This is a genomic window from Elusimicrobiaceae bacterium (assembly GCA_028700325.1).
Taxonomy (GTDB): domain Bacteria; phylum Elusimicrobiota; class Elusimicrobia; order Elusimicrobiales; family Elusimicrobiaceae; genus JAQVSV01.
On record JAQVSV010000007.1, the window covers coordinates 15,690 to 30,768 of the forward strand.

Sequence of the window (15,079 nt, forward strand, 5' to 3'; positions counted from 1 at the left end):
CAAAAGAAACCCACGGCTTGCCGGTAAAGCGTAATAACAACCGGCAGGCCAATGGCACAGCCGGGGGGAGGTTCCGGTGTTGCCGGGGCAGTAAAAACCCCGCCTTGCGGGCGGGGTTTTTTTGAGCAGGACAAATGCTTCAGTTTTGCGATTTTACGAACGAGAACCCTTTTTCCAGCGCTTTTTTATTAAGTTCCAGCGCTTCCGGTTTGGCCCGCTTGAATACTTTCGGCATGGCTTTGGCGATGGCGTCGGTTGAAACCGCGCCCGTCGCCGCGGCGAACACGCCCAGCATCAGCAGGTTGCCCACTTTGGGCGAGCCCGCTTCTTCGGCCAGCTCGTTGAACGGCACCGAAATGATCTTTATGTCCGTGCGCTTGGGCGCGGTGCGCACGAGCGAGCTGTTGATGATAAGAATACCGCCTTCCCGCACGAGCGGCTCGAATTTGGAAAGCGACGGCTCGTTCATCACGATCGCCACCGTCGGGTTCGAAACGACCGGGGATGACACTTCCTTGTCGGAAATCACCACCGAGCAGTTTGCCGTGCCGCCGCGCATCTCCGCGCCGTAGGCCGGGAACCAGCTGACGTTCCTGCCTTCGATCATGCCCGCGTAGGCCAGCAATACTCCGGCCGAAACCACGCCCTGCCCGCCGAAACCTGAAATTCTTATTCCGTGATACATTAGTTTGCACCTCCGTTATCGTCGCGGAACACGCCGAGCGGATAAAACGGCAGCATGTCCGCGCGCAGGCGTTTCATTGAATCAACCGCGTTCATGCCCCAGTTGGTCGGGCAGGTGGAAAGCACCTCGACCAGCGAAAAGCCTTTTCCGTTAACCTGGTTCTCAAAGGCTTTCCTGACCGCTTTTTTCGCCTTGATGATATTGGCGGGTGTGTCAATGGAAACACGCTCGAGATAGCGCGCGCCGGTAAGAGTAGCCAGCAGTTCGCAGACCCGGATCGGGTAGCCGTTCACTTTCGGATCGCGGCCGAACGGGGCTGTTGTGGCTTTCTGCCCGATGAGCGTGGTGGGCGCCATCTGGCCGCCGGTCATGCCGTAGATCGTGTTGTTTATGAAGATGATCGTGATGTTTTCGCTGCGCGCGGCGGAGTGGATCGTTTCCGCCATGCCTATTGACGCCAGATCGCCGTCACCCTGATACGAAAACACGATGTTTTCCGGTTTCGCACGCTTAAGGCCCGTCGCTATGGCGGGGCCTCTGCCGTGCGGGCCCTGGATCATGTCGAAGTCGAAGTAGCTGTCGCAGAATACCGCGCAGCCGACCGGAGCTACTCCGATACACCGGTCCTTTATCGCCAGCTCGTCAATGCTTTCGCCTACCAGCCGGTGCACGATCCCGTGCCCGCAGCCGGGGCAGTAGTGCATATGTTTTTCAGTAAGGCTTTTGGGCCTGCTGTTGATCGGGTTCATTTGTCGCCTCCGCAGCCGCAGCCGCAATCGCATTGCTTGCCCGCGAGGATTTTCCCGGCCTGCTCGATGATTTCCGCACCGGTCGGCACGCCGCCGCCCGGCCGGGCGTGCAGATGCACGGGCACCGCGCCGTTGACGGCGAGGCGCACATCTTCCACCATCTGTCCCAGGCTCATTTCCACCGTCAGCACGGCTTTCGCCTTTTTGGCGGCCCTGGCCAGCTGGCCCGACGGGAACGGCCACAGCGTGATCGGGCGGAACAGCCCCACTTTCAGCCGCTTTTCGCGCGCGCAGTGCAGCGCTTCGAGGCAGGCGCGCGATGAAGTGCCGTAAGCCACTAAAATAATATCCGCGTCGCCGGTGTCGCGCTCTTCCCAGCGCGCTTCGTTCTTTTCTATTTCCGCGTAGCGTCTGGCCCGAGCGTTGATCAGTTTTTCCAGTTCCCCTTCGCGCAGATCGTAGGAGTTGACCAGTCGTTTCGCGCGGCCTGCGCAATTGCCGAGCGCCCAGTCCGGCACGGGCAGTTTGGCCGCGTCCACCGGTTCTTTTTCAAAAGACACCGGTTCCATCATCTGCCCCAGAATGCCGTCGGCCAGAATCATCGCGGGCACCCGGTATTTCTCCGCCAGTTCATAGGCCAGCATCGGGAAATTTCCCATTTCCTGCACCGTGTTCGGAGCAAGCGTGATCACGCGGTAGTCACCGTGCCCGCCGCCCTTCACCGCCTGAAAGTAATCGCCCTGCGCGCCCGCGATGTTGCCCAGGCCCGGGCCTCCCCGCACGATATTGGCGAAGAAGATCGGCAGATCCGCGCCGGCGCAGTAGGAGATGCCTTCCGCCTTGAGGCTGATGCCGGGGCTGGAGGAGGAGGTCATCGTCCGCACTCCTGTCGCCGCCGCGCCGTAGAGCATGTTTATGGCGGCGGTTTCGCTTTCGGCCTGCACGAACACTCCGTTAACTTCGGGCTGCCGCCAGGCAAAATATTCGGGTATTTCGTTTTGCGGGGTAATGGGATAGCCCGCGAAGAACCGGCAGCCCGCGCGTATCGCGCCTTCCGCGAGCGCTTCGTTGCCTTTCATCAGTGTCTTTTCACCCATGGGGTATTTCCTCCTGGAAATTTAAGTGGAACGATGCCGCCGGATCAGCGATAAACCGTAATCGCCATGTCGGGGCATATCTGGGCGCACATTCCGCAGCCGATGCAGCAGTCTTTTTTAGCCAGCGTCGCGGGGTGGTAGCCGGTCACACAGAAAGTGTCGGAAATTTCTATGCACTTTTTCGGGCATGTTTCCACGCAAAGTCTGCATTCCTTACAGCGGGTTTCGTCAACCCTTATTTCAGGCATATGGTCCTCCGGATGGTGTTGGTTAAAAGCCATTTTGTAAATCGCGGCGCGGCTGAAACCGTGCCCGGCCATTTATAAGACAGCTTCTATCTAATTAGAAATCTTAAACTAGCCGGGCGGTTCTGTCAAGGAGGTTGATTAACTGACGCGTTAGGCCCGCTCCCGTGTTTCGATTCGTCCGTCTGCTCCGATGTTTTCAAGGAATTTTTCATCATGCGAAACCGCCAGCAGCGCGCCTTTGAAATTGGAAAGCGCGCTCTCAAGGCGTTGCATGCTGTCGAGATCGAGATTGTTCGCCGGTTCATCCAGTATCAGCAGCTGCGGCGGCTCGGCCGCGGAAAACGCGCAGGCCAGCGCCGCCCTGATGCGCTCGCCTCCGCTTAAAGTTTCCGCTTTGCGCGCAATCTCGCGTTTCTGAAACAGAAACCGGGCAAGCCTCAGCCGGCGGTCGCATTCCTTCAGCCCGGGCGCGAACCGGGTTATGTTTTCAAGCAGCGTGAGATCATTCCTTAATAATCCGGTTTTCTGGTCCAGGCAGGCGATCCGGCTGGTATATACAGTCAGCGCGCCCGTTACGGCGCCCGGGAACGCCCGTCCGGCCGCCGCCGCAACTATCAGGTCAAGCAGGGTGCTTTTGCCCGATCCGTTGGGCCCGGCAAGCGCGATCCGCGCCGGGCCGGAGATTTCAAAGGTCAAGCCCTTTTCGAATACGAACCGGCCGCTTTGCGGGTAACGGAAATTCAGGTTTTCCGCGCGGACGAGCGGTTTTCCGTTCGGCACTTCGGTAAGCGGCAGGTCAACGCTGATCGCATTACGCGCGCGCGTCTGCGCGCGAACCGCGCTTAACTCCGCTTCGGCGCGGGCCAGAATTTCGCTGTCCCGCCCGGTATTGCGGCCGAGAGTTTCCTGCGCGCGGCGTTTGCGTTTGCCGGCGAGTATTTTAGGCAGGCCGCCCCGGTCGGCTTTTTTGCGTCCGTTTGCCATGCGGTGAACCTGTCTTTCCCTGTTTTCGCGCAGTTCCCGTTTTTCGCGCCGTGCGGTTTCCCGTGCGGCGGCGATGCGGCGGTCCAATGCTTCGTCTTCGGTGCGGCGGGCCGCGGCGTAAAACTCGTAGTTCCCGCCGTAAACGGCAAGCCCGCGGCTGGAGAGTTCCAGAATCCTGTCCGCCGCTCCAAGCAGTTGCCGGTCATGGCTTGCAACCACCGCGCATTTGTTCAGGCCGCGCAGAAAAGCGGTTACGGCTTGCCTGCCGCTGAGGTCGAGATTGTTGGTGGGTTCGTCGAGCAGCAGAATATCGGCGTTGGAAAGCAGCAGCCCGGCGAGCCGTATTTTCATGGCTTCGCCTCCGCTTAGAGTGCCGAATTTCCGGTCAAGCGCGATATGCGCGGCGCCGGTTGCCGCAAGGGCTGACGAAACGGCGTTTTCTATATCCCACGCGCCGGCGAGCCTGTCAAGCAGTTCGGGCGAGCTGTCGCCGGTTTTCATGCGGGCATATGCGGCGAGCTGTTGCGCCACGCCAAGCGCTTCTCCTACGGGTTCCGCTCCCGAAAAGGGTGCCGTCTGCCGCAGAAACGCCGTTCCGCCTTTTATCTCCATTTTCCCGGCAGACGGTTTGAGTTCGCCACTGATTAGCCTTAGCAGCGTGCTTTTCCCAGCTCCGTTCGGCCCGACCAGGCCGGTTATGCCGCCGGGTATCGAGAAACGCAGCCGGTTGAACAGGGAATTGCCATCCTCGAAAGAATAGGAAACATCACAGGCTCTGATAAATGAAACTGGTTTTGAAGACATATTTTTCTCCCGCAAACAAACATGTTCTGCCGCAGTCTGAGCCGCGGAGGAGCGAATGGGAAAATATGTCAGCCGTTCATAGTCAGCACGCCGGGCGGCGCGTTGATTATATTATAGCATGGCTCGCCCATTTTAATGATTGGAATAGTGCAAAATAAGGTCTTGCAAAAAATTTGTTAACGGGCTATAATAGACTAACAAACCAAATTGGTCGAGCAGTCTAGAAACGGATTTGACTTGCTGTTGCACAGGGAAATCCGGTGATTTGGCAGAAATGCGAAAATTTCAACCAGGCTAAATTATGAGAATGCCAGATATAAAAAAGGAAGAACAAACGCGCGCGGACATAATAGCCGCCGCGCAGAAATTGTTCAAAACCTATGGGCTGGACAAGACCACAATGGATGATATCGCCACAGCGGCAGGCAAGGGTAAAAGCTCGCTGTATTACTATTTCAAGAGCAAGGAAGATGTTTTTTATGCGGTGGCCAAAATCGAAATGGACAAAATAGCCGAAACAGTCCGTCTGGCACTGGCGGGTTGCAAAGCGCCAACGGAACGGCTGAAGTCGCTGCTTATCACACGGTATCACGCGACAAAATCAAAAATCGTTCTGTATTCGGCATTGTTGCAGGACAGTTCGAAGCATATCAATCTGTATCAGCGGATCCAGCGTGAAACGAACAACGAACAGGTTGACATTTTAAAGCAGATCCTGCTTGACGGCATAAAGTGCGGTGAATTTAAAAGCATAAAAGAGGATGAGTGCGCTTCTCTGGCGGTGGTGGCAATGATGGTGTCGCGCGGCCTGGATGCCAATATCCTTATAAGCGGGGAGCTGCCGCCAGAATCTATCCGGCTGGAGGCGGCCGTGGAAGTTTTTGTACGGGGGCTGGCGTAACGGAGGGTCCCTTTTTTTTAACTTTTTTGGACTAAAAAACTATTTTGGTCAAATATACGGGAAATTTGAGAGGAAAGTTATGAAACCGATCGTTATTTTTGGAAACTTTAGTCTGTCAATGGTGGTGGTGGCGGCGCTGTGCGGCTGCCACCAGCGCCCTCCTACACCGGAACCGCCGGTTAAAGTCAAAGCCGTGAAAGTTGCGGCTGGCGGCGGTTCCGGCAGTTTTTATTACAGCGGGACGATTGAGGCGTCCCAGAACATCGGCCTGAGTTTTCTGGGCATGGGAACGGTTGAAACCGTGTCCGTGCGCGAGGGCGACCGGATTGAAAAAGGGCGGCTGCTGGCGAAACTGGACTGCCAGTCCAGCGAGAACTCGCTGCGGATAGCCCAGGCCAAGGCCCAGCAGGCCGAAGACGCATTCCGCCGTTTCGAACCGATGTACAAAAACGGCAATCTGCCGGAAATAAAGATGGTGGAAATCCGCACGGGCAGGACTCAGGCGGAACTGGCGGTAAAACTGGCGGAAAAAAGCGTAGCGGACTGTTCGATAATCGCGCCTGAAGCCGGGATCGTAAGCCAGAGGGATGTTGAACCCGGCGATAACGCCGTGCCCGGCAAAACCGTGATTCGCATGGTTTCCGTGGATAAGGTCTACGCCACCGTATCTGTTCCGGAACAGGAGATTTCGTACATACACAGGGGCGCGGGCGCGGTGGTGGAGCTAAGCGCGAATAAACGTCATCTGCGCGGGAAAATTGCCGATGTGGGGGTTACCGCCAATCCGCTGGCGCGCACTTATACGGCAAGGGTGCTGATTGACAATGCGTCCAACGCGGTGCTGCCGGGGATGCTGTGCAATGTTTATCTGTCCGGCGCAGGTTCCGCCGCGGCGGGACATTCCGGAATTGTAATACCCGCCGCCGCGCTCAGGCTCGACGCCAACGGCAACCAGATAGTTTATGTTGTTGACCCGGACCGTCGTGTTCATGCACGGGTGGTCGCGTCATCGGGCTTCCGCAAGGGCGGAGTGCTTATCGGCAGCGGACTGACCGCGGGCGAAACCATCGTCGTGGAAGGGGTGCAGAAACTCGACGAAAATATGCGGGTGGAACTGTAGAATCGGGTAAACGTTTATGGAAAAACTACGCAGGAGTTTTATAGAAGTGGCGCTAAAACACCAGACCGTGGTGGTGACGGTTTGCGCCATTTTATGTGTGCTGGGCATTTATTCGCTTATGACAATGCCCCGGCAGGAATTCCCGGAATTCAAGGTGCGGCAGGGGCTGGTGATAGCGGCGTTCCCGGGTGCGTCTTCCAACCAGGTTGACGAACAGCTTGCCAAGCCTTTGCAGAATTATCTGTTCCGGTACAAAGAAATTGACCGGGAAAAGACTTATTCCGTTTCCAAGGAAAACCAGACCATAGTTTTTGTTGAAGTGAAAGAGAATGTCAAAGAGCCGGAAATATTCTGGGCTAAACTGCGGCTGGGGCTGCAGGAGTTCAAATCGGAACTCCCGTCGCAGGTGGTGATGCTGGTCGGGAACAATGAATTCGGCGACGCTTCCGCCATTCTGCTTACCGTCACATCCAAACAGCGCACTTACCGGGAGCTGGAGGATTACCTCGCAAAACTTGAAGATAAGATCCGTCAGCACCCGGCGGTTTCGAATGTAAAAAAATTCGGGCTTCAGAAAGAGAAGATAATTGTCTACGCCGATCCCAACCGGCTGGCTCATTATGGTGTCAAACCCGCGCTTTTAATGGGCGCTCTGCAGATGGAAGGAATGCTGGGTTACGGCGGCTATATCAAGGACAGTGATCTGGAACTGCCGATCCACCTGCCTCCCCGTTATAATTCCGAAGCCGATGTGGCCGAACAGATCGTTTTCTCCTCGCCCGACGGCGCTATCGTGCGCGTGCGCGATGTGGCCCGCGTTGTGCGAGAATATGACGTGGAAGACTCCTATGTGGAATGCGAAGGCCGGCGCGCGCTGGTGCTTTCGATGGAAATGCGATTTGGCAATAACATAGTTTCGTTCGGCAAGGATATAGACAGGATCATAGCCGATTTCAAGGCTGACAGTCCGGCCGATCTGGAAATAGCCAAAGTAGCCGACATGCCTAAAGTGGTGAGCGCTTCGCTGCATCACTTCTTCAGGGATTTCGGTATGGCGATTCTCGCGGTCATTCTGGTGGTTATTCTGCTGCTGCCGCGCAGAATAGCCATGGTGGCGGCGGTCACTATTCCCATTTGCATTTTGCAGTCGCTGGGCATCATGCAGGGGCTGGGGGTTGAACTTAACACCATTTCGCTGGCCGCGCTGGTTGTCGTCCTGGGCATGGTGGTGGATAATGCCATAGTCGTCATTGACAACCATGTGGAAAAGCTGGATCACGGTATTGACGTGCGAACCGCCGCCTGGTCCAGCGCGCGCGAACTGCTGATTCCGGTGTTTACGGCTACTCTCGCCATTGTGGCGGTGTTTGCCATGCAGCCGATCTTCATGACCGGCATGGCGCGCGATTTCATCGGGCCGATGCCGGTCACCATAGCGGTAACGCTTTTCGTTTCCATGTTTATCGCCATGCTGCTGGTGCCGGCGCTGAGCTGTAACTTCATAAAAACCGGTCTGCATGAACATGGCAAGGGGCCGGAGAAAAAGGGAAAGCCTTCCCTGCTGGACAGATTGCAGGAGTTCTATAACCGCCATCTGGAAATATCAATGGCGCATCCCGTCCGGACAGTATGGATAGGAATTGCCGCCATTGTGCTGGGGATCTTGATGTTCACTTTGCTGCCCCAGCAGCTGATGCCGGCGCTGGAGCGTGACCAGTTCGCCGTGGAAATGTATTTCCCTGAAGGGACCAGCCTGGCAAGAAACGCGCAGATTACCGGGCAGATGGTGAAGATTCTCAAGGCGGATAAACGAATAAAAACAGTAGTTTCCTTTATCGGCACCAGTTCGCCCCGGTTCCATACCCTGTACGCGCCGCAGATGCCGGCCAAAAACTATTCCCAGCTGATCGTGATGACCGAGTCCGTAAAGGCCACCGAAGACGTTGTGCGGGAGTATGACCGGAAATATCGCGACGCATTTCCCGGTGCTCATGCGCGTTTCAAACAGATAAGTTTTCTGTCAGCCGAGGCGCCTGTTGAAGTGCGCATTTCCGGAGACAGCATCCCGGAAATCAGGGCTTTTGCCGACAAGGTGCGCGCTGTCATGGCGCAGGACGGGGATATAACCTGGCTGCGTGACGATTACCGCAACCCCCGCATCGCGGTGGATCTTGACGTGAACCGCGAGCTCGCCAACCGGCTTGGCGTAAACCGTGCCATTCTGGGCCTGTCTTGTGCGCTCAACCGTAACGGTATTCCCATAACCAAAGTGTGGGAGGGGGATTACGCCAAAGACGTGGTGCTAAAATACGACGAGTCAAAAACCTCTTCGCCGGAAGAACTGGAAAACCAGTATGTAACTGTGCCGTTGTCGCCCAAAGCCCTGCCGCTGCGCCAGCTGGCGGGTCTGAAACCGTCGTTTAGCGAGGGCCAGATAGTCCGGCGCAACGGCCGGCTTACCATGACACTGCGCGCCGATGTCGCGGCGGGCAAGCTGTTCACTCCGGTTCAGAACCGCATAAGCGAAAAGCTTGCGGCGCTTGACAAGCCTGAATCCATAGCCGTTAGCTATGGCGGGGAACACCAGCTGTCGGGTGAAACGTATGTGCCCATGGTCGAGTCGCTGATTGTCAGCATTATCGTGATATTCGTTGTGCTGTTGTTCCAGTTTCAGAGCATACGACTTGCCCTGCTTGTGATGATTACCATGCCGCTTAGCATTATCGGCGGCATGGCGGGTCTGAGTCTGGTCGGCATGCCTTTCAGCATGACGGCGCTGCTGGGCCTCACCGCGCTGTTCGGCACGGTAGTGCGCAACGGTGTTATTTTAATAAGCTACGCCCGCGAACTGGAACACGGCGGCATGCCGCTGAAAGAAGCGGCGTTTGCCGCCGGCAAGCGCAGGATGCGGCCGATTTTTCTTACCGCCGCGGCGGCGGCTGTGGGCGTAATACCGCTGATGACCTCCGGTTCCAGCCTGTGGGGGCCGATGGGCGCGGTGATCTGTTTCGGGCTTATCGGTTCCACAATACTTACTCTTTATGTGCTGCCGGTTGCGTACTGGAAGTACAGCGGCGATGAGGAAGAAACGGCGCGGGGGGGGGCGGTTATGAGAACAAATAAATCCCTATTCATGCTGGCGCTGCTGGCGTGTCCGGTTTTTTGTGCGCAGGCATCCGCGGGCATGACTCTCGCTGATTATAAAAAACAGGCTCTGGCGCATAATAACGAACTCAAGCAGTCGGCGCTGGAAGACGAGGCGGCGCAGCAGGCCGTGCGGTCCGCTTTCACCAGCTATTTCCCGAAAGTGTCGGCTGTGGGCGCGATGGGGACGGCCAATATCATTCCGGGGCTGGCGGTGATGTCGGGGATGCCGTCTGTTTTGTCGCCGTTGAGCAGGGCGGACGGCTACGCCTTGTCCATGCTGGTGGCCCAGCAGCCGGTTTTTGTCGGCGGACGGATAGTCAACGGCAACCGGCTCGCGCGGGTCGGCGCGGCGGCGGCGCACGAGCAGTTTCAGCTCAAGCGTGACGAGGTGCTGCTGGAGTCGGAAAAAAAATACCGGCGCCTTCTGGTGCTGGAGGAAAAACGCAAAACCCTGCTTGCTTACGCCGAAATGCTCGAATCGTTATACAAGCAGGTGAACCAGGCGGCGGGGCTGGGTCTTGTCACGCGCACGGATGTGCTGCGGGTGGGGCTGAAGAGAGCGGAGCTCGGCGCGTCCAGAACCGAACTGGAAAAGGGGATTGCGCTGGCCCAGCGCGATTTAAGGCTTTACGCCGGACTGCCGGAAGGCGATCCGATAATCCCCTCCGCCGGGCCGGACGTGATAACCGAGCCGGTTTATAACCGGCAGTATCTGGCGTCGCGCCTGAGCCTGCGCCCGGAATACCGGCTTTTGCAGGCGAACGCGGATGCCGCGAAACTGCAGCGCAAAATGAAAACCGGCGCGAATCTTCCGCTTGTGAGCGTGGGCGCGGCGATTAACCGGCTGGACGCGCTGTCAAGCGGCGGAACGTTTCAGAACAGTCTTGGCTTTGCCGTGGTCAGCGTTCCTTTGAGCGACTGGTGGGGCGGCTCGCATGACGTGAAGGAAAAACGGCTTAAGGAAAATGCCGCGCAGGTCAGGCTGGAATCCGTGGCTGACTATCTGGTGCTTGACATGGAAAGCCGGCTGAAAGATTATGAGCAGGCTTATCAGCGTGTTGCCGTCGCCCGGCTGGGTGTGGAAGAGGCTGACGCAAATAAATCCGAAATCGAGGACGGCTATAAGAACGGCACTGAAAAGCTGTCCGATCTGCTGGAGGCGATGGCTTTGCAGCAGCAAAGCCGGGATAGACTGAGCGAGGAAACCGCCGGGTATTTCGCGGCCAGAACCGCGTTTGAGATAGCGATTTCGGCTGTATCCGCTGATAACTGAGCCTTGGTCTAAGGGCAACCATCGGTGTGATTTCACGGAGGCAGGTATGCGGACCAACTTTCGCGTGGTTTTACTGGGTGCCGTTATTCTGTCAGGTTATGGCGGACCGGTGCGGGCGGCTATCCCGGTTGAAATGGCCATTATCTCGGGCCCGGGCGTGCCGGTCGGCGGGTATTGGAGCGGGCATTACGGAACAAGTTATTATCTCGGGTCAGAGATCGAAACCTACTGGACAGAGCGGTTCGCCACAGGCGGCGCGCTCGGTTATTTCTTCAATCACAGTGACGGACAGGCTCTAAAACGCGAATTCAAGAACCTGCACATAACGCCCTATCTGAAGCGTATCTGGAAACCTGACGCAAAACACAATGTTTACGCGTTGCTTGGCGGCGGTATTTATTTTGTGAATTATGACGATGACGCCGCCACTCCCGATATAGACGATTCCACAAAGCGGTATTTCGGACTTATGGGCGGAATCGGCGCGTCCCGGCATTTCGGCGTGTGGTCGGTGGGGCTGGATATCCGCGTGCACCGCATATTCCGCCAGCAGTACAATATCACTACTTTGACTCCCGCGGCGCATATCGCACTTGACCTTTAGCTCCGAGTTTGCGTTCCGTACGGGCGGGCCGTTATGAACGGCCCGCCCGTGTTTGAGGTGAAGCGGAGTCGAATGGAGGCAGGCCGGCCTGAAGCATTGATTTAGATCAATGCTATGCCCGCGGATTATTCATTAAATTTTATATAGCCGGACCGGAACGTGGCAGTTTTCATGGCAAGAACCGTTAATCGGCCGGACGATTTATAAAATAAAAAGGAGTTGCCCGGTCAGCATTGCAGCAAACTGCTGATCGGGCAAAAGCACAAAATGGGACAAAACATAGTTGAGAAGGTTCTTTCAGCGCATCTGCGTGAAGGCGAATATATAAAAGGAAATGAAATCGGCATCAGAATAGACCAGACGCTTACCCAGGACGCCACAGGCACGATGGCGTATCTGCAGTTCGAGGCGCTGGGCCTTTCTGAAATCAAGACGGATCTGTCGGTTTCCTATGTGGACCATAACACCGTACAGGTAGGATTTGAAAACGCGGATGATCACCGCTATCTTCAGTCCGTGGCGGAGAAATACGGGATCGTCTATTCCCGCGCGGGCAACGGCATCTGCCATCAGGTGCATCTGGAACGGTTCGGCAAGCCCGGCACCACGTTGCTGGGCAGCGACAGCCATACTCCCACCGGCGGCGGGATCGGGCAGATCGCGATCGGCGCGGGCGGGCTCGATGTGGCGGTCGCCATGGGCGGCGGCTCGTTCTACCTCACCGCCCCGAAAGTGTATAAGGTAAACCTTACGGGCAGACTTCAGCCGTGGGTGTCCGCCAAAGATGTTGTGCTTAAAATGCTTTCCATTCTCACCACGAAGGGCAACGTGGGCGTGATGCTCGAATATGGCGGGCCGGGCGTGAAAACGCTGACCGTACCCGAGCGCGCCACGATTACCAATATGGGCGCCGAAATGGGAGTGACAACCTCTATTTTTCCATCCGACAGCGTGACAAGGAAATTCCTCGCCGGGCAGGGCCGCGCGCAGGACTGGGTTGAACTGAAAGCCGACCGGGGCGCGCGGTATGACCGCGTCATCGAGCTCAATCTTGCCGAAGTGGAACCGTTGGTCGCCGCGCCGCACAGCCCCGGCAACGTAAAAACAGTGCGCGAGCTCGAAGGCATGAAGGTGGATCAGGTGTGCATCGGCTCGTGCACGAACTCGTCGTACCGCGATATGATGACAGTGGCTTCGGTTTTCAAGGGCCGCAAGATCGCGCGGGATGTCAGCGTCGGCATTGCCCCCGGTTCCCGGCAGGTGATTCTGATGCTTAACGAAAAGGGCGCGTTCAAAAACCTCGTCGCCGCCGGCGCGCGGATCATGGAAAGCGCGTGCGGGTTCTGCATCGGCAACCATTATTCGCCTAACAGCAAGGGCGTTTCGATCCGCACCTCCAACCGCAATTTCGAGGGCAGAAGCGGCACCAGGGACGGGCAGGTTTATCTCGCCAGCCCGGAAGTGGCGGTTATCGCCGCGCTGACCGGAAAACTGACCGACCCCCGCAATTTCGGCATTGACTATCCGTCAATCAAAGAGCCCCGGGCGTTCAGCATTGACGATTCGATGTTTATTTTCCCGTCCAAAGACGGCAAAAACGCCGAAATCCTGCGCGGCCCCAACGTAGGCGCGCCGCCCAAAAACACCCGGCTGCCGGTTGAGCTGAAGGGCGAGGTGATGCTGAAAGTGGGCGACAAAATCACCACCGACCATATCATGCCCGCCGGTTCGCGGCTTAAATACCGCTCCAACGTGCCGAAGTACGCGGAATATGTGTTCGAGGCGATAGATCCCGAGTTCCACAAACGCTGTATCGCCAACCGCGACAGGGGCGTGCACAACATCATAGTGGCGGGCGAGTCCTACGGGCAGGGTTCCAGCCGCGAGCACGCAGCCATGTGCCCGATGTATCTGGGCGTGAAAACCGTTATCGCCAAGAACTTCGAGCGGATCCATTCGGCCAACCTGGTCAACTTCGGCATTCTGCCGCTGACTTTCGCCGATCTGGCTGATTACGACGGCATCGAGCAGGGCGACAGGTTTACCGCCGCCGGCTGGTGCGACGCGGTGAAAGCGGGCAGACCCGTGACTGTCAAGAACGAACGCACCGGAAAGACTTTCGAGTGCAATTACAAGCTGTCCGAGCGGGAAAAAGCGATCGTGACCGCCGGCGGCACACTCAATTACACGACTTCCAAATAACCCAGGAGAGAATATAATGGAAAAAATCAAGGTGCATACCCCCATAGTCGAGATGGACGGAGATGAAATGACCCGTATCATATGGGCCATGATCAAGGAAAAGCTTGTTCTGCCGTATCTTGACGTTGATTTGAAATATTACGATCTTGGCGTCAAGCATCGCGACGATACCGACGATCAGATTACCGTTGACGCGGCCAACGCCATCAAGGAATACGGCGTGGGCGTGAAATGCGCCACCATCACGCCCGACGCCGACCGCGTGAAAGAATACAAGCTCAAGCAGGCGTGGAAATCCCCCAACGGCACCATCAGAAGCATTCTTGACGGCACGGTATTCCGAAAGCCGATCATGGTAAAAAACATCACACCCGCGGTGCGCAGCTGGAAGAAACCTATTACCGTAGGCCGCCACGCTTACGGCGATCTGTACCGGTCGGCTGAAATTGTGGCGGCCGAAGCCGGCAGGGCCGAGATGATTTTCACGCCCGCCAGCGGCAAGCCCGAATCCCGCGTGCTGGTGCATGAATTCAAGGGGCCCGGAATCCTGATGGGCATTCATAACACCGACAAATCCATAGCGTCCTTTGCCCGCGCCTGCATCAACTACGCGCTGAGCGAAAAAGTGGATGTGTGGTTCGCCGCGAAAGACACCATCAGCAAAAAATACCATGCCCGGTTCAAATCCATTTTCACAGAGGAAGTGGAAAAACGGAAAGCCGACTTTGCGGCGGCCGGCATCAATTACCGGTACCTGCTTATAGACGACGCTGTAGCCCAGGTCATGAAACATGAAGGCGGCATTCTGTGGGCGATGAAGAACTATGACGGCGACGTATTTTCCGACATGGTGGCCGCGGGGTTCGGCTCGCTGGGCATGATGACGTCGGTGCTTGTTTCGCCCGACGGCAAGTTCGAGTTTGAGGCTGCCCACGGCACCGTCAAACGCCATTACTACAAGCATCTGGCCGGCGAAACCACGAGCACCAACTCGGTCGCTTCGATTTTCGCGTGGACGGGCGCGATCGCCAAGCGCGGCGAGCTTGATAACACGCCGGAAGTGGTTGCTTTCGCGCACAAACTTGAGGAATCCGTGATCGAGTGCATCGAAAAAGGCATCGTGACGAAAGACCTCATTCCTTTAATGAAGAAAGCCCCCAAAACTTTCCAGAACACAGGCGAGTTTATTGACAGTGTGGCACAGCGGCTTTCCAGGAAGCTAAAGACCAAAAAATGCAAAGCAGCGTAATTAACGGAGATTATAA

Annotated in this window: 11 protein-coding genes; 6 read left to right on the forward strand and 5 right to left on the reverse strand. The window is 56.7% G+C overall.

Annotated elements, in window-relative coordinates; all coding sequences use genetic code 11:
• Window positions 1-139: 139 nt before the first annotated feature.
• The 5 genes from PHW69_01820 to PHW69_01840 all read right to left on the reverse strand — a co-directional run bounded on the left by PHW69_01820 (window position 140) and on the right by PHW69_01840 (window position 4,567).
• The gene (locus PHW69_01820; protein ID MDD4003927.1) at window positions 140-685 is read right to left on the reverse strand and encodes a 2-oxoacid:acceptor oxidoreductase family protein; all 546 of its coding nucleotides are present in this window, start codon (window positions 683-685) and stop codon (window positions 140-142) included.
• Window positions 685-1,434 carry a thiamine pyrophosphate-dependent enzyme gene (locus tag PHW69_01825; GenBank protein MDD4003928.1) on the reverse strand — a complete coding sequence of 250 codons (750 nt, stop codon included), beginning with the start codon at window positions 1,432-1,434 and terminating at the stop codon, window positions 685-687. The genes PHW69_01820 and PHW69_01825 overlap by 1 nt, the downstream gene beginning before the upstream one ends.
• Complete coding sequence (gene vorB, locus PHW69_01830) at window positions 1,431-2,531, reverse strand: 3-methyl-2-oxobutanoate dehydrogenase subunit VorB (GenBank protein ID MDD4003929.1); 1,101 nt, start codon at window positions 2,529-2,531, stop codon at window positions 1,431-1,433. Before vorB ends, PHW69_01825 begins: the two co-directional genes overlap by 4 nt.
• A 44-nt stretch (window positions 2,532-2,575) precedes the next feature.
• Entirely contained in the window at window positions 2,576-2,779 is a 204-nt protein-coding gene (locus PHW69_01835; GenBank protein ID MDD4003930.1) for a 4Fe-4S binding protein, read from the reverse strand.
• Window positions 2,780-2,929: 150 nt separating this feature from the next.
• Window positions 2,930-4,567: an ABC-F family ATP-binding cassette domain-containing protein gene (locus tag PHW69_01840; GenBank protein MDD4003931.1), complete on the reverse strand. Its 1,638-nt coding sequence runs from the start codon at window positions 4,565-4,567 to the stop codon at window positions 2,930-2,932.
• Window positions 4,568-4,874: 307 nt separating this feature from the next.
• Between PHW69_01840 and PHW69_01845 the strand changes: the two genes are divergently transcribed.
• The 6 genes from PHW69_01845 (at window position 4,875) to PHW69_01870 (ending at window position 15,063) form a co-directional block, all read left to right on the forward strand.
• Window positions 4,875-5,468 (forward strand): TetR/AcrR family transcriptional regulator, encoded by a 594-nt coding sequence (locus tag PHW69_01845; GenBank protein MDD4003932.1) that lies wholly within the window; start codon window positions 4,875-4,877, stop codon window positions 5,466-5,468.
• Window positions 5,469-5,547: 79 nt separating this feature from the next.
• Window positions 5,548-6,588, forward strand: coding sequence for an efflux RND transporter periplasmic adaptor subunit (locus tag PHW69_01850; GenBank protein MDD4003933.1), 1,041 nt, complete (start codon window positions 5,548-5,550; stop codon window positions 6,586-6,588).
• 16 nt (window positions 6,589-6,604) lie between these two features.
• Window positions 6,605-11,008, forward strand: a complete 4,404-nt coding sequence (locus PHW69_01855) for an efflux RND transporter permease subunit (GenBank protein ID MDD4003934.1) — start codon at window positions 6,605-6,607, stop codon at window positions 11,006-11,008.
• Window positions 11,009-11,054: 46 nt separating this feature from the next.
• Window positions 11,055-11,612, forward strand: coding sequence for a hypothetical protein (locus PHW69_01860; protein ID MDD4003935.1), 558 nt, complete (start codon window positions 11,055-11,057; stop codon window positions 11,610-11,612).
• Between the two features lie 267 nt (window positions 11,613-11,879).
• Window positions 11,880-13,814 carry an aconitate hydratase gene (locus PHW69_01865; protein ID MDD4003936.1) on the forward strand — a complete coding sequence of 645 codons (1,935 nt, stop codon included), beginning with the start codon at window positions 11,880-11,882 and terminating at the stop codon, window positions 13,812-13,814.
• 16 nt (window positions 13,815-13,830) lie between these two features.
• Window positions 13,831-15,063: an NADP-dependent isocitrate dehydrogenase gene (locus PHW69_01870; GenBank protein MDD4003937.1), complete on the forward strand. Its 1,233-nt coding sequence runs from the start codon at window positions 13,831-13,833 to the stop codon at window positions 15,061-15,063.
• The last annotated feature ends 16 nt before the right edge of the window (window positions 15,064-15,079 follow it).